The sequence below is a fragment of the Cerasicoccus frondis genome, from assembly GCA_031296915.1.
Lineage (GTDB): Bacteria > Verrucomicrobiota > Verrucomicrobiia > Opitutales > Cerasicoccaceae > Cerasicoccus > Cerasicoccus frondis.
On the sequence record JAVDPC010000018.1, the window covers coordinates 53,259 to 74,867 of the forward strand.

Consider the following 21,609-nt stretch of genomic DNA (forward strand, 5'->3'; position numbering starts at 1 on the left):
TCCATGATGACTGTTGCTGTATCCCCAAGATTGCTCTGCCTCGCTTTTGTTTGGTTGTTCGCCTTTTCGGCGCATGCCCAAATCTTTCGTTTACCGCTGGACCGCACCATCCCCGCCATCGTTGAGGTTGAGGAGGAGATTGTGGATGGCTATACCGCTAGTCGTATGACGCTAAGCGCTGAGGGCATCAGCATTTCAGGGCCGCCGCCAATGCCATGGCAATTATACTCTGGAGAGAATGGGCAGTCGGTCAGCATGTCGATGCCTTACCGGGAGGAGATCCAATGTGCGCTTTATCTCATGCCAGAGGGGGCGATGGCGCCTGGCGCCTTGCCCACCTCAATCCGTGCTTACGCTAGCGCGTTGGAGGCGATGCCTGGAGTTAAAGCGACTTTTGTGCGTGATGAAGATGGCGCCGTCCGCGTCAATCCTCCGGTCGAGCGTTCAGTGCGCGAATTTTATAACGGAAAAGGAGAGGTCGTTGGCACGCGTGAGCGTGTCCGTACGCCATTGATATTTGGCCAGGTCTTCTACGAGATCGACTACACATTGAACCCGGATACGCCCGAGGCTGAAGCCGTAGGTGAATTTTGGTTTGAACTTGGGCCCTACCAAGCGCTGATCCTGCTGAAGACATCTCCTGATGAATTCGAGACCTTCGCCGAAATGCTGCGGAAGGGGCTGAAAGATTATTACGTCAACGAACAGACAGAGTCGTCTTAGCGAACGCCTCATGCAGGATGCAGCTTGCTATATCCTTGGATGCCTTCCCGCTTACTCTGCTTCCAGCAGGCTTCGCAGGGAGGTGAAATCGAGTTGGTCAGCGAGGGCGGAAATTGTTTGCAAGAGCACTGGTTGGCTCTCCCCCATGCGATTGGCTATGTGGTCCACAAGCTCATCGACGTCTCCCATGTCGAGGGCGTCCAGGCAATCCTGTCGCAGTTGATCAGACATGAGTGAGGAAATCAGGTTTTTGAGTTGCGTGAAGTCCATGCTGCTGGCTCCTTCTGGCGGCTCCGCATAGATGTATTCAGCGCCCAGTTGACGTGCTGCTTCTTCCAGGATTTCATTTTCGCGGAACGGTTTGCGAATAAAGCCATTGGCGCCGGATTCCAGCGCCTCTTCACGGTTTTCGTCTAAGACGCTGGCGGAGACGATGACGATAGGCGTTTCGGCAATCTCTGATTGGCTGCGGATGCGACGCGTTGCCTCCTTGCCGTCCATTTGTGGCATCTGCATGTCCATGAGAATCAGGTGCGGGCGCCATGCCAATGCATCTTCAATCGCCTGAGCGCCGTCAACGCTGGTCCGCACGTTATAACCGACGCGTTGGAGCATGTGGCCAAGCAGCGCCCGGTTAGTGTCACGGTCGTCGACGACCAGTATGCGCCAGTCGGTTTGCGACTCGTCGAGGGAAAGTATTTTCTGGTGGCTGGCTGTTTTCTCGAAGATTTGTCCTTCGTCATGCTTGATGACGGGAAACATAAATCGAAAAGTCGAACCTTGGGGCGAGGATTTCAATAGGCATAGATTCCCCTTCATTAACTCAGCGAAGTGCTTACTGATCGACAATCCCAGCCCTGACCCAGCTCCTTGCATTCGTGCCTGCTCAGCCTGTTCGAAGGGCTCGAAAATGGATTCCCTATCGGACTCTCTAATGCCAAAGCCGGTGTCTTCCACGTCGACGATAATGGATGCGGAAGTTTCGTCCAGACTTGTGCGAACGCAAATTTCGCCTTCCTCAGTGAACTTCAGGGAATTGCCGATGAGGTTGATGATTATTTGGCGAATTTTATTTTCGTCTCCCTCGATGTAGCGCGGCGCCTGGGTTACGCATTCCAGCTTGAGCGTGAGCCCCTTTTCCTTGGCGCGGTGGCGGAAGAGGTCAACGGTTTCGGCCAACAGCTTGGGAAAATCCAGAGGCGCAATGTCCAGCTTGACCATACCGGCTTCGACTTTGGACATGTCTAAAATATCGTTGATCAAACTCAGCAAGTGTTCGCTGCTTCCGCTGATGACGTCCAGATAACTCTTGGCGGTATTGTTCAGCCCCGACTCATTTTGCATGAGCTGAGTGTAGCCGAAGATGGCGTTCATCGGCGTACGAATTTCGTGACTCATGTTTGCCAGGAAGGCGCTCTTGCTTCGGTTGGCTTCTTCAGCCGCTTCTTTGGCGATCTGCATCGCCTGCGCTTGTTCACGTTCGGTGATGTCGCGCACGGTGGCGACGACATGGGGGGAGCCTCCTGGTGGAGTGATCAGTTGCAGGTTTAACTCGACCGGAATATGATGTCCGTCCTTGTGGCGATGCACGGTTGTGAAGCGATGCGTTTGCTCAGGATGCTGATTGATGGCGTTCAGCATGGCGCGGTAGCTGTGCTCATCATAGTCGGGCTTAATGTCGAGTGGCGTCATGCGCATGAGTTCCTCGCGGGAGTAGCCCACTTGCTTGATTGCGCCGAGGTTTACGTACTCAAACTGAAGGGTTTGGGGAGAGCAGATGAACAAGCCGTCTTGTGTGGCATCCAACATTGCCAGGGCCTGTGAAATCTCGCGTTCATTCTTCACGCGCTCCGTAATGTCATGCATGACGACAACGCCACCGAGTAAGTTGCCTGTGTCGTCGTAGAGTAGATCTGCATTGCAAGTGACCAGCCGCGGCGCATGTCCTTCTGCGCATATCGCCATATCGGAATTACGAACGCGTTCACCGTTCATGACGCGCACCAGAGGGATGCGTTCGGTAGCCAGCGGCGTGACGCCATCTCCCTCATAGAGGTCAAACGACTCCGCCCATCTTTCTGGGGGGACCCTGCGAATGTCGCAGTTGTGCCACTCGCGGGCAATGCGATTAAAGAACGTTAAATTGCCAGAAGCGTCACAGGCCACGATGCCATGGGTCATGTTTTCCATGATGGTCGTGGCCATGGCCTGTTCCTGTTGCTGGGTGACTAATGCACGGCCGTATTCGTCCAACTGCCAGTCTTCGGCATTGATGTTTTGCAGCCTCAAGTAATCGCGGTTGATGTCGCTTTCAACTAAGCGAGCGAAGTCGCTGAGAAGTTCGCGTTCCGCTGCGGTCAGCTTGCGCGGCTTGTGATCGAATAAGTATAAACCTCCCAAGTGCTTTCCATCGATTCGTTTGAGCGGTTGCCCGGCGCAATAGCGAATCGTGCCGTCTTGGACTATGGGATGGTTTTCGAAGCACGAATCTTTTTGGGTATCTTGAATCTCGAGAAAGCTGTCTTGCACGATAGCGTGTGAGCAAAAGGCGTTTACTCGCTCAAGTATGGGGTCTGCTTTGGCATCGCTCAGTTTATACCAGATGTATTCTTTCTCGATCAGCGATACGATGCAGAATTGGGCAGATAACACTTTGCAGGCCAAGTTCGTGATCTGCTCAAAGCGATTATCTCCACTGGAATCATTCAACCCAAGAAATTGCAGGGAAGCTCCCGGATATTCATTCAAGTCTGGTGTGACTGATTCGCCTGTTGACTCCATCGCGAACTATCATGCGGATGCGCTCGAAAGCGTTTCCTTGGTAAACGAACTAGATTCCGACGTTTTGTCTGGGAGGGAAAACCAAAATCGGCTACCTCCATTTGGGGAATCCTGAACGCCAATTTCGCCACTGTGAGCTTCGACTGCATATTTACAGAACGTGAGGCCGAGGCCAATCGAGCCTTTGTAGCGAGTGTCGCTGGTTAGCGCCTGGCTGAATTTATTAAAGATGCGCTGCTTGTCTTCGTCGGGAACACCCTTGCCTTGATCAGTCACCGCGATGTGTACTGTGCCGGACGCGTCCTTTTTCACTTCCAACAAAATCTCAAGGCCGGTTTGCGTAAATTTTACGGCATTGACCAGCAGGTTTTCAATCACCCGGCGAATCAGGCCTTCATCGGCTTGAAGCACGATTGGGTATCCCGGAGCCGAGAGACTCAGGGCATGCCTGGGGTAGGTCGTTTGAAACAGGCTGATGAGTTGGCGACACTCCTCGGTTACGTCAAATTGCCCTTGGTTGAGCCTGAGTCCGCTGCGCTCCACCTGATTGACGGATAGCATGTCATTGAGCATGCACGACATGCGGTCGGCTCCATCATTAATGCGTTGTATGTCGTCCAAGCGGGGTATGTCGCCATCTTGAATGCGTCGCTCACAGAGCTGCGCATAGCCCTGCATGGTGGAAAGCGGAGTTCTGAGATCATGAACGATCATGTGGACGAGGTTGTCGCGCATACTTTCAAGTTCGACCACTTGTTGATAGCTTTCACGCAGGGATTTTTGCAAAAAATGGTTAGAGACATTGTTCTTAACCCGCGCCAATACTTCGGGTGCTCGGAAAGGTTTCACGATGTAGTCTGCGCCGCCCACTGAGAAGCCCCGGACAATGTCTTCTGAGTCGGAGAGAGCACTAATGAAGATGACTGGAATATCACGCAATTGGTCCTGAGCCTTCATTTCACTACAGGCTTCGTAGCCGTCCATTGTGGGCATGTTGACGTCCATCAAAACTAAGTCCGGTTTGCGTTTAGCGAACGCGCGCAGAGCCGACTCTGCATCGTTGAAGCAAAGCACTTTATATGCAGCTTGTACGAGCAGTCGTCGCAACACCTTGAGGTTTTCCGAGGTGTCATCCACAACCGCGATTACAATATCCAGATTTATCACGGATTGAAAATAGTTGAATGTGAAGGATTAACTAATGGCCTGCTCTATGCCGTACATTCTTTGGGGTGGGGAACATTAGTTAGAGCTCAGGGGTATTTATATAATAATTCTCGTAACTTCTCGATCTTACTTAAATGAAAATTAATGGTGAGCTTGATTTTTCTACCAATGCCTATATTCTTAATTTCTATAAGTTATTGAACATAGAATAATTGCATTTTTACTAAACTTTAAAAGTAATCGCTGGTGTGTGGACTTTTTGTTGGCTCAAAAATCAGTTAACATTCTTTCAGGGTTGTAGTGCTGCGGCTGTTTGATTCCTTTTATACTTAACCCCTACTCCTAAAATATAACCGATGAAAAAAGTCGTTGTAGTCGAAGATGAATTGATGTTCCGCGAGTTCATTGCCAATCTGATACGCGATTCCTCGATGCTTGAGTTGGTTGGGGAAAGTGGAGATGGCCTCGATGGCTACAAGCTGATTGCTGAATTAAAGCCAGATATCGCTATCATTGATATCATGCTGCCAAACTTAAATGGTATTGGCATCATGCAGAAGTTGAAGCGCGAGCTGCCCAACGTGAGTGTGTTGGCGCTGTCTTCATTTCCACATAGAGACTACGTTCAAAAACTCCTGGAGTGCGGAGTGAGTGGAATGGTGCAAAAGTCTGAATCGTTGACGATTTTGGATACCGCGATCAATATGGTGGCGGCGGGGCAGACTTACTTCAGCCCTAACATCTCCAGCCACCTACGTGAGGTGATGCTTCATCCGGAACAGGCGAATTCCGTCAAAGATCTTTCGAATCGAGAGCGTGAAGTGCTGCAGTTAATCGCTGAGAGTAACAGTAACAAAGAGATTGCGGGAAAATTGGGCATCAGTGTGAAAACCGCCGAAACCCATCGCCAGCGCATTATCAACAAGTTGGATATTCATGATACTGCCGGCTTAACGCGCTATGCGATCGTGAGTGGCTTAACCGAGCTATAGCTTCAGTATTGCTTGCCGGTTACCCACTCCAGTCCATTGACGTTTGCATAGGCCATGCCTTCCGAGCAGATGCCTGCGGAATTCAGAACGCCGAAGACAACCCCCACGTAGTTGTGCTTTTCCATTAACTGAGGATCGACTGGGCGGTTGTTTGCGCCTTGGGTGACCCATTTGCCATTCTCGCTTTCGATTAGCCAGTGTCCGATCAAGTCGCCAGAGTTGTCACGATAAACTGCGATCATGCCAGGCTTGAGTTTGTAAAAGCACATTGGCGATACCATCAGCACGGAACCGCGTCCATAGTAAGGAGCCATCGAGTGGCCGTCGCCCAGCATTACCACCCATTGCTGATTGTGTTCTGCGGCGGCAAGCGCATCGTCGATTGCCTGCGGCATGGGCACATCGGTGCGAATGTTAACCGCTGGGCTGCTGCCGTAAATGGTGTCAGCGATGAGCAGTGAAAGCAAGAGGATCAGGGAGGCTTGGATAAGTTTCATAATGCCTCAAATCATCTCATCGTTTGGCAGATTTGGGTATCCGGCCAGAGTATGAATCGAAGGCCTTATAATCCTTCAAATGAATAGGCTAAACCTGTAATCGCCATGCCTCAAAATATGAACCGATTCCGTTAACAGCTGTAACCCCGTGTAGTGTCCTGACACCACCTCCTGGGGGTCAGCGCAGTGCTTTCAACTCGAATTGCTCACCGGCGAGGGCAGCCTGGGCGTGTGTGCCCCAGAAGGGAGTCGGTTCGTAGGTGTCCAAATCGAGAATCAGGCGTGGCGTGGCCTTGTGGTGAAAGGTCCAGGCCGTCCAGTGTAGCCGATGTTTCTGGATCACGCCGAGTGCGTCAGGAACCCACGTTTCGAAAGCCTCTTGTTGGTCGTTTTGAAAATCGTGCAGCTTGGAATCTATGCCGACTTCACCAATGATAACAGGATACTTTTCCGCAACGTCGAGGAACGCTTTTTGCCAACCGTTTTTCCAAGGATAGAAGTGAGATGAATAAACAATGCCTCGGCCTGAGGGGTCTTGCAGGGCGTAGCCGTCGAGCACTCCGGATAGGTCGTAGCCCCAGTCTAGGCCACCAACAATGACAATGTTTTCAGCGCCGGTTTCGCGTACGGTATCCACGAGCGCCTGCATGCCAATGGAGTCGAAATCACGCAAGCCGTCACCGACTTCGTCTGCATTGACTCCAACCTTTTGGCTACCGGTCGGGCCACCGTTGCGCCAGACCTCCCAAGTGATGTCGTGTGGTTCATTGAGTAAATCGAACAGCACTGCGGGATGATTCTTAAAGCGTGTGGCGGCTTCATGCCAGAAGTCGGCATCGGTTGGTTCTGGCGCCCTGAAATGGTGCAGGTCGAGTATTAGATAAGCGTCGTGCGTGGCGCACAGATTCGCCGCGTCTTCAATGAGTTGGCGGTAGGCAGCGCCGCCGTCCTTTTGGTATGGTCCTTTGCCCGCCCAGAATTTTCCCTTTACGGGTAGGCGAATGCAGTTGGCCTGCCAGTCTGTTAGCGCCACTTCGATTGAACGCAAAATGTGCTCGCCGCCAGAGACCCACTCTAAGCTCGGAACATTGACGCCTTGTAGCCACACGACTTCGCCTTCGTCGGTCACGATCTGGTTGCCTTGTACGCGGAGTGCGGCCGGCATGTCGTCGGCGGCAGGTCGGGTCACGCTCGGCTTCACCAAGGCTGCGCGCCTTTGCTGTTCTGCTTCGCGGGCTTGAGAAGCGGCTGCTTGTTGAGCGATGACTGGCGCGGCATCAATGGGTGTGAGCACGAAGTCGTCGAACTCCAGCGTGCCGCTCTTGGCGTGGAACAGCACGGGAATGATCTCCAGCGTTGTTGCTCCATGGGGAATGACGAAGTCCTGGCTGCGTGTTTTCCAATCCTTCGCGGTGCGTTTGAAGTAGGGTGGGCTGGCGCCGCCGATGCGTTTACCATTGGCGTCCTTGAAGTCTATGATGATGCGGCCATCGTGCCATTGTTTTTTGCCTTGCTGCACGTTCTCGTAGCGGACGCGATAGCTTAGCCGGAGCGCCTGCAGTTCTGGTAGAAGCGGGATGCTGCGCGGTGATCCCAGAAAGTAGTCGGGCTTCAGGTATTGAAGGCGGAGGTAATGGTTGCCGTCTGCTTCAACCTCAATGCTTGCGCCTTCGGGTAAGGGCCAGTCTTCGGCGCCAGCTTCGAAATCGCCATTGCTCAGTAGCGGGGGCAACAAATCAGTTTCAGCGTGAATTGCTTGCGCGAAAGCTACCAGAAAAAGGGCGAATATGAATTTCATGGGGTTACGTTGCAAAACGCTATTCGCTTTGGCCGTCCGGTCAAATGACAATCGTGTGTGCTTTCGGCAATTGGTTGCCCGGGTATGGCGGCCTATTCTGGCTTTTCGACAATGAAGACAAAAGTTGCAACGGCGTGGTCGCGCGTGCTGTGACTGCGGAAAATCGGAGTAAAGCGTGGCCTGGCTTCACGGACGAGTTCCCGGCTGGCCGACCAGGCGTCCTCAGGAATATCCGTTGGCGCGACGTCTCCCCAATGCTGATCCGAGCCGACCAAGTGACGGATGCGGACAGTCATTTTTCCTCCAGTTGATTCGGCCCAGTTCCGGTAGTCCTTAAATCGCGTGCGATTAGGGCGCCCTGTGTGGCGCACCATGCGGCGATGTAACGCAGGTGGCGTCTCCAGCCACGCGAGCTCACCCCACTGCTTTAAGATTCCGAGATTGCGCAGATCGATCACATGCAGCATGCGCCCGCCGGGCTTGAGCCGATCATAGCAAAGCTGGAGCAGGGGCAGTGGATCGGTGGTGTGCTGGATAACGCTATTGCTCAAAATCAGGTCGTATGTCGTGGTGTCTACACGCAAGTGAGACTCCGCTGTGACGCCTTGAATGAGCTGAAAGGTGTTTGTGATCGGATTTAAGCTTTGCGTTGCAGAGTTGCTTTGTTCCGTAGAGCTTTTGCGATCTATCTCGCGTTGGTAAATGAGTTCGCAAATTTTCTTTTCTCGCTCGGACTCCTGGCGTTGGAAACGTTCAAGGAAAGTCACGGAAGCTGCGCCGCGCAGGCGATAAAGCACGCCTCCGCCCAGGGAGTCTCCGGGGCCAAGTTCGCATACGTGGCCATGAAATGAGCCTGGGCCGCCTAGGAGGTCCTCAAAGAGGGTCACGTAGTCTTCAATATAGCTTGCAGATTTTTCTAACGAATAGCGCTGGTGCCGCCTACCACTCGTTACGAGGGACAAACCGACCATACCGCACAGGCCAATCGCCGCATCCGAGAGAACGTGTGAGAGGCAGGCCAGGTACTGGTGTGGGCTGAGCATGGTTTGATGTATGGGCGGTGCGGGCTGAAGCCATAAAATATTAGGGGTATCGGGTATTTCGAGCTCCAAACTTTGCTGCTATAAATCGTTTGCGTAAATATCGTTGGGTCAATTGCCTTTGTCCAATTTTGTGGCATGGCTTGTGGCCTTGGTCTCGTCATCTTCCTACTGCTAGTTTTGTCCGTTATGAATTCGCATGTTACCGTCATGGATTGCCCCAATCCAGAAGGCTTGGTCATTCCGCATTGGCGTCCGCCAGATTGTATTGGTCTGGTTTTACCGCATCCAGACCTCTTGCAGGCGGCCTTTTATAGCCGCGCCGTGTCGACTTTTATGTCGATGGCCTCCAACCGTGGGCACGGTTGTAAGCTTTTTACGGAGGCGGATGTCGCAAAGCTTATGGCTGACAATGAGGTCGTCGAATCTGTGCTGGGTTGCAAAGGTCTGTTGTATTTTTGCCCGCATCAGGACTACGAAACAGTCATCCCCAAGCTGCTTGCTCAGCGTGTTGCGGTGGCGTTGGTCCGGCGCCGCTGTCCGGTGGCGAGTGGTCTTTATCAGGCGGTGGACGACGATTTGCGCGGCATGCGCGACCTGCTCGAATACTTGGTGGATCAATTGCACTGCCAGCGTCTCATTTACGTTGCAGATGTCGCTCCGGGCACGACTTTCCTGCAAGGGCGTGAGCGCGCATTTAATAAATTTACCACCGAGCGTTTTCAAAGTAGCCAGCTACTGGCGGTGTCTTGGTCCGTGCATGCGGAGCCGTTCCAGCAGCTTGAGGCTATTCGACCGTTTTTGGATGCAGCGATTGGCGCTGGCAAGAAAACCGGGATAGTCTGTGTCTCAGATCGATTGGCGGGCGTAGTGACGCAGTGGCTTGGGGAAATCGGTTACCGCACTCCCAGCGACGTGCTCGTTACGGGTTATAACAACGACCCCCATCCCGTTGCAGCCTATCCGGGGGTCACTACTATGAATATCCCTGTCGAGGAAATGGTGGCTGGTGCAAGCCGTTACCTCTTTGAATACCGTGACAAGCGGCGCTTCCCGGAATCAGCCTTGGTGCGGCATTTTCATGAGTTGATCGTTCGTGAGTCGACGCGTTGATTCCGTTCTCGGCATTATACGCGCCCAGCCCAAAACACCTGAGGCGGCTTATTCTCGCAAGGCTTCAGCGAAGCGCGGTCATAAGTGCGGTCGGTGCGGTCCTTGAGGTAATCTGCCATGTGCGAGCGAAAGCCATCGAGCAGATCGGCGTTTGAGCCGGAGCAGTCATGGAGTTCATCTGGGTCTTCGAGGACATTGAACAGCTGTTCCTCGTTGGTCTTTTCATACCAGATGTATTTCCATGCGCCTTCGACGATGTAATTGTGCGTGCCCACGCCGGTGCATTCGCCGAAGAGGCGATCGCGGGTGTGGCATGCTTCACCGCGAAGCGCAGGGGCGAGTGAGCGACTGTCCAGCTCGTTGTTAAATTCTGCAGGTTGCTCAAGGCCGCAGATATCAAAGATCGTCGCGGCGATGTCTTCCAGACTGACCAGACCGTCGAAAGAGCCGGGCTTCAAGTCCATGTTGCGCCACGCAAAGAAGTAAGGAATGCGCGCAGAGGCTTCGTAGGGCAACGACTTGCGCCAGAGATGGTGGTCTCCCAGCATCTCACCATGGTCGGAGGTGAAGATGATGAGCGTTGGCTCGTTGGCGCGGGGCGAACCGTAGCCAAAGGCTCTTGAGAGAAAGTAGTCGATACGGTGATCAACGTGGGTGATGAGGCCGTAGTAGCCGCGGATGGCGGCGTGCATTTCATCCTCTCGAAAAGGGCCAATCGCGCCGGTGTTGCCAGTGCCGGGAATCCACGGGAGGTCTGGCGCCCAGTCTCCCATTGTGGGGGTGGTTGAATGGTTGGCATACATGTCCCAGTAGGCTTGAGGCGGGATGAGTGGCGGGTGCGGAGCCCAGTAGCTTAGGTGGAGGAAGAACGGGCAAGTCGGGTCACGAAATTCCGTGACAAAGTCCACAGCCTGATCCGTGAGCCAACTCGTGTGGTGGTAGCGCTCTTCCATGTCCCAGGCCCGCGCGTTGCGGCCATTGCCATCGATGCCAATGTTGTTGACGTGTTGGGTAATGCCTTCGCGCTTCAGGTAGCGCGCCCAGTCATTTACGCCCTGCACTGCGGTGTCCCAGCGGTCATTGGGGCTCTCGGTGCGGATCTGGTGCTGGTAGCCATAGCGTTTGCGCTGTGGGTAAAGGTGCAGCTTGCCAATGAGCTGAGTCTGATAGCCCGCTTGGCTGAGCAAGCCCGGTGTGGAAACTGGCGCGTCCCAATCCAGCCCGTCCTGATACCCAAACAAGCCATGCGTTTGCGGATGTAGGCCGGAGAGCAGACTGCGGCGTGCGGGAATGCAAACCGGGCATGTCGTGTAAGCGCGTGTGCAATTAAGGCCGCCCGCAGCAAGTTCATCCAGACGCGGTGTGCGTAACTCAGTGCTCGGGCGATTGAGCGCCAGTGCGTCCCAGCGTTGCTGGTCGGTCGTGATGAGGATGATGTTGGGGCGTTGGGGGGAGGCGGACATAATTTACTTTGCGGGTAGAGGTTTGCTTGGCTTACTGCAGGCAGTGACTGATCGTCTTTAACGAGAAGGCATGAATCAATTGTTTTAAGTCGGGCGTTCGAGCTCGAATGATTCAGCTAGTGCGGCATAGCTGCGAAATCCCAGGCGCGCCAGTGGGTCTAGCTTTTTCGGGTTGGGCAAATCGGGTACGTCGCCTCCCATCGGAGCTGGTTCGGTAATGGCGTCATCAATCCAGATGCATCGTGCTTCAGCAAAGACGACGTTCATGCCGGAGATGACATTGACTTCGATCAATCGGCAATAAAACGCAACCGACGCATCGGTCAAACGTGGCAAGGACCAACCATCCACTGTGGTCGTGCTCAAAGTGCAGAGTTCGGTTTCACTTTCATTGTAGGGTAGTGGCTTGGCCGATAGGTTGACCGCATTGACTTGCTCGACATTTGCGATGTGCATCACGCAATGCTGTTCACGCTCAAGGTTGACGAGTGTATCCTTCTTGCCGCCATCGGCTTTGAAGCCAATGGACACCATGACCGTGGCGGGCTTGCTGCCGATCGCCTGAAAGTACGAGAACGGCGCCAAGTTATAAGAGCCATTTTCGTTTGTGGTTAAGATCCACGCAATGGGTCTGGGTACGATGCAATGCGTCATCACATGGTAAGACTGCGCTTTGGAGAGATTGGAAAAATCCAGATGCATGCCTCCATTTTTAGCAGAGTGCAGCTAGGTGAAAACTAAAAAAGAACCATGAGCTTGTGTACCCAATTTGATTTTTTAAAAATAATATTAGGGTTTTTCAAATAAGCGAATTTCAAGCAAAGGTTGCAAGCGGTTGTAGATTGGGCTACTCTGTCTGCGCCTTATGGAAGATATCTACCTTAAGCCGCCCGAAGCGAAACGCAGCCGTCGCACGCGAAAGCGTGAACGCATAGCGCTGGTATCCACGCATGGATACGTAGCCGCCGAGCCCCCACTGGGATTGCCTGACACTGGAGGGCAAGTCGTTTATGTCCTGGAGTTGGCGAAAAAATTAGCGCAGCTCGGCTATCAAGTCGACATCTGGACGCGGCGTTTTGAAGATCAACCCGAACTGGAAAAAGTCGATGATCATGTACAGATCATCCGCATGAAATGTGGTGGCAACGAATTTATTCCCAAGGAGTATCTTTATAAGAAGTTGCCGCAGTGGACTGAAAATGCGTTGCGCTATATTGAGAAGAAAAAGCTGAGATACGCATTTATTAATTCGCATTATTGGGATGCTGGTTTGGCCGGCCAACACATGGCCGAGGAGTTGGGGGTGACGCACATTCACACGCCGCATTCAATTGGCTCCTGGAAGCAGAAGTTGATGCGCGAAGATTTCCCGGATGATGAGCAGCGGCTGGAGGAGACTTATAATTTCTCGCGTCGGATACATCACGAAAACATTCTTTACCGTGAGTGCGAGATGGTGGTGGCGACGTCCCCCATTCAGCTCGATATGTTTAAGGAGGATTATGGCATACCGGCGGAAAAGCTGGTGATGATTCCGCCGGGTTATGATGACAACCGTTTCTTCCCGGTGAGTAAAGCGACGCGTGATTCGATCCGTGAGTCAATGGGCTATGCGCCGGAAGCCAAAGTGGTTGCCTGCATCGGGCGCCTTGCGCGCAACAAGGGCATGGACTTACTCGTGGACGCTTTTGCGGTTGTGGCGAAAAGCGATGACCGCGCGATTCTCCGTTTAGCCGTTGGGTCAGAGAACAAACAGACGATGGAGGACCCAATGCTCAAGGAACTCATCGACAAGATTAACGAGCATGGCTTGCAGGATCGGGTGGTGTTGACTGGCTCGCTGGAAGATCCGGACATGCCGGACTTTTATCGCGCTGCGGATGTGTTCTGCCTGCCGAGTCGCTATGAGCCCTTTGGCATGACAGCGATTGAGGCCATGGCGTGTGGCACGCCCACGGTGGTGACGACGCATGGCGGGCTTTTTCGCACACTGACTTACGGAGTCGACGCGTTGTATGCGGACAGTTTCGACGCGCAGGACTACGGCTACACAATCCTGAAGGCGCTGCGTCATCCGGCGATCCATAATCGTCTTGCCTACAACGGCGCGCACAAGGTGCGCAGTCTGTTTACGTGGACGGGCATTGCGCAGCAATTGCTCAAGGTTGTTGAAGGTCGCGGCATGCCCCGACTCGAAGTAACGGCTGCTGGCTAATGGCTTTCAAACCTAATTTACCCGCTATGCTTCGAGACGTTACTGCTCAAGATCACTCCACAAAATTCCGCGTGTTTGCGTCGGATGTTGACGGCACATTGTTGGGCAAGGCGGATTCCGCTTTGTCCTTTTCCCGCACGTGGGAAAGCTTGCCGGAAGACGACCGACCGCTGCTCGTTTATAACACGGGGCGAATGCTCGACGATTTGCTGCGTCTGATTAAGAAAAAACACCTGCCTGAACCCGACTACTGCATCTGTGGCGTGGGCGTGGAAATTTTCGATTTCAAACGTGGCGAGCTGATCAAAGAGTTTTCCGTCATCCTGGAAGAAGGCTGGGACTTGGTGTTGGTCGAGAACGCCGTGCGCGAATGCCTGCCCGATGCGATCAAGCAGCCTGATCACTTTCAAACCGGGGTGAAGAGCAGTTGGTATTCCGAGTCCGAGCAGGAGGACTTGGAGCGGCTGGAAGAAGCATTGGCTGCCCGTAATCTGGAAACGAACGTCATTTACTCCAGTGGCCGTGACTTGGACGTGCTGCCGAAGTTTGCAGACAAGGGCAATGCGCTTTCATGGTTGCTCAAATTCCTGGACATCCAACGCGAGGAATGCCTGGTGGCTGGCGATACGGGAAATGACAACGCGATGTTCCTCAAGCGTGGGGTGCGCGGAATTGTCGTAGGCAATGCGCAGCCGGAGTTGCTGGAGCGCATGGTCGGCCGCAAGGAAGTTTACCGGGCCGAAGGGGCCTGCGCTGATGGCGTGCTCGAAGGCTTGCAATATTATGGCGTGATCAAGGGGGTGGTTTACGCCTCGCCGAGCGAAGCGTCGCCCAGCCAGGCGCCGGAAATTCAGCACTTGCTCGATGTGGAAGAAACCACGCCGGTGGAGGAGCCGCAGCGCGCCTTCATCAAGATGGGCTACGAAAAAGCCATTGCGGGCATTCGCAAAAACATCACGCCCAAGGGTTTCTCTGCCTGTTCGCTGGCAGACAACAATACGCGCGGCACCGATGAAAATTACCGTAGCGTGTGGGCGCGCGACGCCAGCGTGACCATCGTTGGCACCATCGAATTGGACGATCCCGACATCCGCGCCTGCCAGCGCGCTTCGCTCGATACCTTGCTCAGTTGCATGACGCTTAACGGGCAGATTCCGGCCAATGTCAGCCTGGATACGGGCAAGCCGGACTACTCCGGAGTCGGCGGCATTTGCTCGATCGACAGCGGCTTGTGGGTGATCATCGCTTTTGCTGAGTATGTGCGCGCCACCCAGGATTACGAGCTGTTGCGCAAGCATGCGGAGCGCCTGCAAAAGGCGATGGACTGGCTGAGCGCGCACGACAGCAATAATGACGCACTCTTGGAAATTCCGGAGGCTGGCGACTGGACGGACCTCTTTGGGCGCAGCTATCATGTGCTCGTGGACGAGGTGCTGTGGTTCCGCGCGAACATTGCCTATGGGCGGCTGATGGAATACCTGGGTCAATGGAGCAAAGCGGGGGATTACCTGCGGTGGTCGGGAACGATCAAAAAGAAAATCCAACGCTCATTCTGGCCCTCGCTCCGATCGGCTCCAGAGCGCGCCTATAGTTTTGCGGATTCCCAAGCCACGATGGGGGACACCAGCTATCTGCTGGCGCAGATCACGCCCTTTGACCACGACTGGCGTTGCGATGTCTTCGGCAATTGCCTGGCGTTCCTGTTCAATGTGATCGACCACGAGCATGCGCAGACGGCGTTCCGCTTCATGTGGGGCGCTGGAGTGACGGAGCCCTTTCCGGCCAAAAACCTCTACCCGGCAGTCGAATCGGGCGACCCGAATTGGAAGCGCTACTATACGGTGAACTTGCTCAACCTGCCGCATCATTACCACAACGGGGGCATCTGGCCTTTGGTGGGGGGCGTCTGGGTGCGCTTTTTAAGCCGGTTGGGCCTCAAGGATTTGGCCTACGAGCAGCTCCACAAGTTGGCGGAAATCAATTATGCGGGTGCGCAGTTTGAATGGGAATTCAACGAATGGGCGCATGGTGTGACGGGCAAGCCAATGGGCAAGGCCTACCAAGCCTGGTCGTGCAGTGAATACATCGCCGCCTGTCATGAGGTTGGCCTACTGGACGAAGAATAAACAGCCGGAAAAGCTTCGAATGAAAAGGCGCAGCTCCGTTTGGGAGGCTGCGCCTTTGGGCAAATGCTGATTGAAAATTACTCCTAGGATTGGCTTCCCTTGCCGTCCTTTTCCGCAAATTCCTTGAGGTCTTTTTCCTCGATCTTGCGGAACTTGCCGCCGCGGAATGGGCGCTGGAGCTGCTCCATGATTTTCTTTTCTTTATCGCCAGTGGAGTAGCCTACGACGTGGAGGGGGGGGAGCTGGGTTTTGTGGACCTGGCGATAGATTTCCTTCACGCGGTCGCCCACCATGTCGACGAACATTTCGCTGGACATGCGGTGCCAGAAGCTGGGTGGCCAGCCGACTTCCTTGGGGGCGTCAGGGCGCTTGAAACCGCCCGGGTAGCCATGCTCCTTGATTTCTGGCGGCAGGCCGCGGCGTTTGCGGTCCGCCTGATAATCGGCGATTTTCTTGTGAAATTCCTTCAAGGCTTCTTGATACTCCTTCCACTCTTTGGAGGCGTGCCATTTTTCCTTCTTGCGATGGTATTCCTCGTAAGCCTGCTGATAGCGCTTCAGGTCTTTGTCGTCGACTGCGCGAGCCAGGCTGGGCGTGCCATCGGTGATCATGAAGATGGCGTCAGCGCCATTCTCGGCAGCGGCGAGAATGGCCATGTCCATGCGTGAACTGCCTTCACCGCGCTTTTGCATGTCCTCGGAGAGGGGCTGGAGTTCAAATTTGGCTTTGGGATCGTCTTTGGCTCCGGATACGCGAACGAGCTTTTCGCGGCGAATGGGCAGGCCAGTCATGTCCGGGATCATGTCGAATCCGCGCGCGCCCTGATAAGAGAAGCGGTTGTTTTCCCACTTCCAAAAGCGCTCGATCCAGCGTCCGGCCGCTTGGCGATTGGCCACACTGGCGGCGACTGGCTTGGGGCGGAAGACTTCCAGGTTGTCGTCAAAAGCGTAGATGTTAAATAAGGTGCCTGGCTTGAGGTTGTTGATCATGCCGGCGATCTCGGTCTTAACCACATCGTAGCCCCAGACGTCGCCGCGCTGCTTTTCGACCATGCTCTTGGCGGTATCGAGGATGAAGGCGACGTTTTCGCCGTTGTCCTTAATGCCGAAAAAGTCCACTGCGGAGCGGGAGAAGTCCACGCCGCCGCCATCGAAACCACCGCGACCGCCCACGACGCCACCGGTGCCGACGGCGACCTTGGACTCCACGACGGGCATGTTGACATCGAGGTCGGGCAGGTTGATCTGCGAAATGTTGGTCACCGCGATGCGGGCCTTGGGGCGTGCGCTGCTCTTTTGCGAATCCTTCAGCGTTACCTGGTGCTGAGGCGGCTCGGGGGGGGGAGGGGGCATGGCGGGCGCTTCCAGCTCCGGCTTTTCGGGCTTCATGGCCTGCCAAATCGTCAGGCCGCCGAGTACGAACAACCCAGCCACGTGGGCAATGAGGCTGATTGCAACCACTTCGATCAGAGGCAGGTTAACTTTTTTCTTTCTGGGCATGGGTAAATCCGGGCAAGGAGGTGATGCGTGAAGTCGCCAAAGGCCCTAACCATAACGTTAAGACCATCTTCGCATGAGAAGGGTTCACACGGAGGCTGTCAATCTCTATCAAGTATTTGAGCGGCGGCTAATAAGGCCTATTCCTGTTAATAACGGTGGATCGGGGCAAACTTGGCCGCGCTTGCTTTCTTGGTGACTGCATACGGGGCGCCATCGGTCTTGACCGTGAAGACGGCGAATTGCTGGCCATCGACCTCGGTTGTTTCGAAATCGACCGGCTTACCGCGGGTCTGGACGGTGAAGTTGGGCCATTCGGCGGGGATGTAGGCCTTCACTTGCACGTCGGGCGTCTTTTTGCCCGTCAGGTCAAACGAGTAGCCGTCGCGACGAACGTGGCCGATGCCCAGATTGGCTTTCGTTTTCTCCAGGGGTTCAACGAGGTTAAAGGGTTGGTCGGGCTCTTTGTAGCGGCCCAGATCGGCAAAATTCTCCGTGAAGGGGGAGGCGGGCAGGCCAGCGGAGTTGAACAAGGTTTCCAGCGGGTTGACGGCGTCGCCGTAGGCGATGATGGCCACGTCGGCGATGTCGGGGTGGGAGACCTTAATGGTGTCCTGGTTGATCACCTCCACCTCAGCCCAGCGGGATTCCTTTTCCGGTGATACGAGGATGACGCCGCTGTTGCCGTTGATGGACGGCTCGAAGATGAGGCGTTCGCCCACGTGGCTGAACTTCACGTAAACCGCGCCGCCTTCGGCCTTGATGTCTACGGCGCGGGGGCCGGTGTAGAGGTGGTCCTGGTTGTAAACGAGGTCCAGGGCGGCGAGGCCCATCCGGCGGCCGGACTCCGCTTTTTCGATCCAGTGGGTGTTCCAGTGGCCGAGGTCGTAGAACTCGACGTATTCCATCTTGTCGTCCGCCAGGTGGATAGCGTTGCGGATTTCGCTGTTGGTCGTAGAGCGGTAGAAATCGCTGCGGGCGGGGGCCAGGGGGGGGCTCTTGCTGTTGTCGCGGCTGAGGGTGCCCCAGATCACGTAAAAGTCCTGGCCGAAGAGTTGACGCCACTGCTGGAACATGGCGATCAGTCGCTCGTCGTAGCCGCCGCGTGGGCCGCCTTCACCCTGATGCCAGATGACGCCACGGATCGCAAACGGCGCCAGCGGGTGGATGCGCGTATTGTAGAGGGTGGTGGGCCAGTTAACGAAGTCCATTTCGCGCAGTTTGCCGCCGGGGTAACGCCCTTTGCCTTTGGGGTCCTGAATCCACTTTTGCTGATATTCGGTAAATGCTTCGAAAGTGGAGATGGTTTCGCCGTCGGTGGTTTCCTTGGGCTTTTCGGCGAGTTGTTTGTCCTTCATGCCCTTGTATTCCAGGTAGTAATTACCGCCCCGGCCGTCGAATTGCTCCAGGGTTTCCTTGGACATCCAGGCGGTTTGGTTGGTGCCGGGGAAGGCCACGCGAATCATGCCCACTGGCACGTTTAAGCCATCGCGGACGACGCGGGTGAAATACTGGGGGATGGCGGTCTCGTTGCGGATCTCGAGCTCTTTCCATTCGCGGTCATCGTCGTCGCGGTAGACGTCGGGGAATCGCTCAACGGGCTCCTGGTTGGTTCCAAAGCCGAAGACGCGGAAGCGCATGGGGGCGGTCGCGGTGTTCGGGCTCTGGTGGAAGGGGTAGACGCCGGTGGGTTTGTCGGGCCCGCCCGCAACCATGTTGGATTGTCCGGCGGCGAGCCAGACCTCGCCCACGAGAACGTCGGAGAAGGTTTCCTTGTCGCCGCTGCTGGTTTCAATAGTCATGGTTTGGCCGTCGGCGTTGGCCTGCATGGGGGGGAGCTTGGCCATCCACTTGCCAGTGGCGTCGGCTTTGGCGCTGACGGTTTGGCCGTCGAAGCGGACGTTGACCGTTTCTCCTGGATTGGCCCAGCCCCAGACGGGCACGTCCATGTCGCGCTGGAGCACCATGTTGCTGGAGAAGATTTCCGCCACGCGCAGATCGGAGGCAGTCTGTTGGGCAAACAGCGTGCACGTTGCGACCATGGCGGCGGCCAGGCAGGATGCGGCGATGGCGCCGCGCTTGAGCGACCAGGGGCCAAGGAATTTGGTAAGAGGGGGGAGGTGCATAACGTATAATGAGTTTCGAGGGGGGAGGCTGTTTATATAACTTGTTATTGCTAGATTACTCGGTCAATCGATAAAAGTTTTCACTTTTGAATGCCAAAGGGGGCGCGGACCGTCTCGATCCGCATGCGCTCTGTTGGCTGCAGGATGAAACTGCGGACGATCCGCGCCACCTTGTCTGCTTGATGAAAGTAGCCTTCCTGGGAGAGTGGGATTTGCGCTATGTGCAAGGGAATCGGCCTCGCGGGACGCTGGGGAGTGTTTGATTGAGTTCATGGTCCGCATTATATCAACGTGCAGGAGAACCGTAAATGGCTCAGTTGGCTCAGTTGCTTCAGTTGGCTTGGTTGGCTCAGTTGGCTGCTTTTTAGGCCTCGGTGGCGCAAAATGCGTCGTTTTGCTATTAGCCAAAGCCAGTGACTAATAGTGAGTGGCTTTCACTCGTGGTAGTGGGCGCCGAAATTGGCCTTTTCCGGGGGTTGGGCGATAGGCTGCGGACATTTTTTTGAAAAAAGTTGGCGCGGCGGTGGTTTCTGTTTTGGGTGTGGCGCTTCGATGGAGACGGTACGGCCAAAACTGAAGATTGCGTTTGTGGATTTCTGGGAGAATTTTCGCCCGGAGCGGCACTTCTTTGTGCGTCAGATCCAGAAGCTGTGCAATGTGGAGATATCCGATGATCCGGACTTCGTTTTCTACTCGGACGGGCAGGCGGAGGAGCACCGCAACATCGATGCGCGCCGGATTTACGTGGCGATTGAGGATCGCGTGCCGAACTACCGCGTGTGCGACTACTCGTTTACCTTCCGCGACTTGAAGGACCCGCGTAACCTGCGCTTGCCGTTCTATGTGCTCGTCGGCGAGGGGCCGGAGCCGCTCATCCGCCAGGACGCGGCGGCAGAGGCGGCGCTGCGGGGCCGGCGCACGCGCTTTTGTTCGTTTGTCACCAGTAACGCCAACCCGCGGCGCACGGCGCGACGCCTGTCATTTTTTCACAAGCTCCACGCGCAACGGCATGTGGACTCCGGTGGCCGCGCATTTAACAACGTGGGCGGGCCGGTGGCCGACAAGCATGCGTTCATCAAAGGTGGTCGCTTTTGCCTGTCGATGGAGAACTACGCCATGCCGGGCTACACCACGGAGAAACTTTACCACTCGATGGCCGCGCGCTGCATCCCGATTTATTGGGGCAACCCGGATGTCGCGGAGGATTTTAACCCCGCCAGTTTTATCGACATTGCGGACTTCGCCAGCGACGCCGAGGCCATCGACTACATCCTCGAAGTCGACCGCGACGAGCAATTGCAGGCGAAGTATCACGAAGCGCCGTATTTCCCGAACAACGAGCCCACGAAGTATTTCCGTGACGATTATTTGCTGCCGCAGTTGGAGGAAATCTTCTCCAGTACAGACAAGCGGCGGTCGCACTTTTACTTCAGCGACGTCGTTTACGACATCCGCAAGCGCTGGGGCTTCCACGCGCCCTTCCTGGCCCCCAACGCAACCCTGGGCCCCCGCTATGCGAATGCGGATGTGGAGTAATTAGGTTTGAAAGTTCGGAAGTTCGAAGGTTCTATCAAGGATAACGGGCGTTTTCCCAAACTTTCGAACATCCGAACTTCCAAACATTCGAACCTATTTTTCCATGATTGCTTTTTTCTCGTCGATTTGCGTGGATGCTCGCTTGGTTTTCGGGAGGCAGCTCTCGCAGCCGTTCTTTGAAACAGTTGAGGAAAGTCCGGACATCACAGGGCAGGATTCCCCATGAAAGTGGGGGCAGGCGGCGTTCAAGCGCCGTTTGACGGATAGCGCCACAGAAAACAGACCGCCCTTCTCGGAGGGTAAGGGTGAAAAGGTGGGGTAAGAGCCCACCGCGTCTTGGGTAACCAAGGCGGCACGGCAAGCCCAATCCGGTGCAAGACTATGTAGGGGGCCGGGTTGCCCGCCCGCTAAAGCCCCGGGTAAGTCGCATTTCGCTTCGGCGGAGGCAAGGCTTCGGCCTTACAGATGAATGGGAGCACGCCATGGGTTTCGGCCCGCGGCGCACAGAATCCGGCTTACGCTTTCCGAAAACCTTC

Annotated in this window: 16 protein-coding genes and 1 other RNA gene; 7 read left to right on the forward strand and 10 right to left on the reverse strand. The window is 55.1% G+C overall.

Annotated features, from left to right (window positions below; all coding sequences use genetic code 11):
- The first annotated feature begins 3 nt into the window (after window positions 1-3).
- Entirely contained in the window at window positions 4-723 is a 720-nt protein-coding gene (locus RBB63_RS14435) for a hypothetical protein (protein ID WP_309385495.1), read from the forward strand.
- A gap of 51 nt (window positions 724-774) precedes the next feature.
- On the opposite strand, the gene RBB63_RS14440 is transcribed toward RBB63_RS14435, so the two are convergent.
- Both RBB63_RS14440 and RBB63_RS14445 read right to left on the reverse strand, forming a co-directional pair.
- On the reverse strand, window positions 775-3,504 hold the full coding sequence (locus RBB63_RS14440) for a response regulator (protein ID WP_309385497.1): 2,730 nt from the start codon (window positions 3,502-3,504) through the stop codon (window positions 775-777).
- 9 nt (window positions 3,505-3,513) lie between these two features.
- On the reverse strand, window positions 3,514-4,671 hold the full coding sequence (locus RBB63_RS14445) for a hybrid sensor histidine kinase/response regulator (RefSeq protein WP_309385499.1): 1,158 nt from the start codon (window positions 4,669-4,671) through the stop codon (window positions 3,514-3,516).
- 356 nt (window positions 4,672-5,027) lie between these two features.
- Here RBB63_RS14445 and RBB63_RS14450 point away from each other — a divergent pair, with 356 nt between their 5' ends.
- Window positions 5,028-5,663: a response regulator gene (locus RBB63_RS14450; RefSeq protein ID WP_309385500.1), complete on the forward strand. Its 636-nt coding sequence runs from the start codon at window positions 5,028-5,030 to the stop codon at window positions 5,661-5,663.
- A 2-nt stretch (window positions 5,664-5,665) separates the two neighbouring features.
- Here the strand turns inward: RBB63_RS14450 and RBB63_RS14455 are convergent, their stop codons facing one another.
- The 3 genes from RBB63_RS14455 to RBB63_RS14465 all read right to left on the reverse strand — a co-directional run bounded on the left by RBB63_RS14455 (window position 5,666) and on the right by RBB63_RS14465 (window position 9,001).
- The gene (locus RBB63_RS14455) at window positions 5,666-6,160 is read right to left on the reverse strand and encodes a S24/S26 family peptidase (protein WP_309385502.1); all 495 of its coding nucleotides are present in this window, start codon (window positions 6,158-6,160) and stop codon (window positions 5,666-5,668) included.
- A 178-nt stretch (window positions 6,161-6,338) separates the two neighbouring features.
- Window positions 6,339-7,958 (reverse strand): glycoside hydrolase family 5 protein, encoded by a 1,620-nt coding sequence (locus RBB63_RS14460; protein ID WP_309385504.1) that lies wholly within the window; start codon window positions 7,956-7,958, stop codon window positions 6,339-6,341.
- Between the two features lie 92 nt (window positions 7,959-8,050).
- Window positions 8,051-9,001 carry a class I SAM-dependent methyltransferase gene (locus RBB63_RS14465; protein WP_309385506.1) on the reverse strand — a complete coding sequence of 317 codons (951 nt, stop codon included), beginning with the start codon at window positions 8,999-9,001 and terminating at the stop codon, window positions 8,051-8,053.
- 186 nt (window positions 9,002-9,187) lie between these two features.
- On the opposite strand from RBB63_RS14465, the gene RBB63_RS14470 reads away from it, so the two are divergent.
- The gene (locus RBB63_RS14470) at window positions 9,188-10,111 is read left to right on the forward strand and encodes a substrate-binding domain-containing protein (protein WP_309385508.1); all 924 of its coding nucleotides are present in this window, start codon (window positions 9,188-9,190) and stop codon (window positions 10,109-10,111) included.
- 14 nt (window positions 10,112-10,125) lie between these two features.
- Here RBB63_RS14470 and RBB63_RS14475 read toward each other — a convergent pair whose 3' ends face one another.
- Window positions 10,126-11,574: a sulfatase-like hydrolase/transferase gene (locus RBB63_RS14475; protein WP_309385510.1), complete on the reverse strand. Its 1,449-nt coding sequence runs from the start codon at window positions 11,572-11,574 to the stop codon at window positions 10,126-10,128.
- A gap of 84 nt (window positions 11,575-11,658) precedes the next feature.
- Complete coding sequence (locus tag RBB63_RS14480) at window positions 11,659-12,276, reverse strand: flavin reductase family protein (protein ID WP_309385512.1); 618 nt, start codon at window positions 12,274-12,276, stop codon at window positions 11,659-11,661.
- 163 nt (window positions 12,277-12,439) lie between these two features.
- Here RBB63_RS14480 and RBB63_RS14485 point away from each other — a divergent pair, with 163 nt between their 5' ends.
- Both RBB63_RS14485 and RBB63_RS14490 read left to right on the forward strand, forming a co-directional pair.
- Window positions 12,440-13,789 carry a glycosyltransferase gene (locus tag RBB63_RS14485; RefSeq protein ID WP_309385514.1) on the forward strand — a complete coding sequence of 450 codons (1,350 nt, stop codon included), beginning with the start codon at window positions 12,440-12,442 and terminating at the stop codon, window positions 13,787-13,789.
- Window positions 13,790-13,815: 26 nt separating this feature from the next.
- A complete protein-coding gene (locus tag RBB63_RS14490) occupies window positions 13,816-15,915 on the forward strand; it encodes an HAD-IIB family hydrolase (RefSeq protein ID WP_309385516.1) in 2,100 nt (699 codons plus the stop codon).
- A gap of 83 nt (window positions 15,916-15,998) precedes the next feature.
- Here the strand turns inward: RBB63_RS14490 and RBB63_RS14495 are convergent, their stop codons facing one another.
- The 3 genes from RBB63_RS14495 to RBB63_RS14505 form a co-directional block, all read right to left on the reverse strand.
- Entirely contained in the window at window positions 15,999-17,414 is a 1,416-nt protein-coding gene (locus RBB63_RS14495) for a vWA domain-containing protein (protein WP_309385518.1), read from the reverse strand.
- Between the two features lie 146 nt (window positions 17,415-17,560).
- Window positions 17,561-19,537 carry a sialate O-acetylesterase family protein gene (locus RBB63_RS14500; protein ID WP_309385520.1) on the reverse strand — a complete coding sequence of 659 codons (1,977 nt, stop codon included), beginning with the start codon at window positions 19,535-19,537 and terminating at the stop codon, window positions 17,561-17,563.
- An 80-nt stretch (window positions 19,538-19,617) separates the two neighbouring features.
- Window positions 19,618-19,764: a hypothetical protein gene (locus RBB63_RS14505; RefSeq protein WP_309385522.1), complete on the reverse strand. Its 147-nt coding sequence runs from the start codon at window positions 19,762-19,764 to the stop codon at window positions 19,618-19,620.
- 325 nt (window positions 19,765-20,089) lie between these two features.
- Here RBB63_RS14505 and RBB63_RS14510 point away from each other — a divergent pair, with 325 nt between their 5' ends.
- The gene (locus tag RBB63_RS14510) at window positions 20,090-21,073 is read left to right on the forward strand and encodes a glycosyltransferase family 10 domain-containing protein (protein ID WP_309385524.1); all 984 of its coding nucleotides are present in this window, start codon (window positions 20,090-20,092) and stop codon (window positions 21,071-21,073) included.
- Between the two features lie 147 nt (window positions 21,074-21,220).
- Window positions 21,221-21,607: RNase P RNA component class A (gene rnpB / locus RBB63_RS14515), an RNA gene on the forward strand.
- Window positions 21,608-21,609 lie beyond the last annotated feature (2 nt).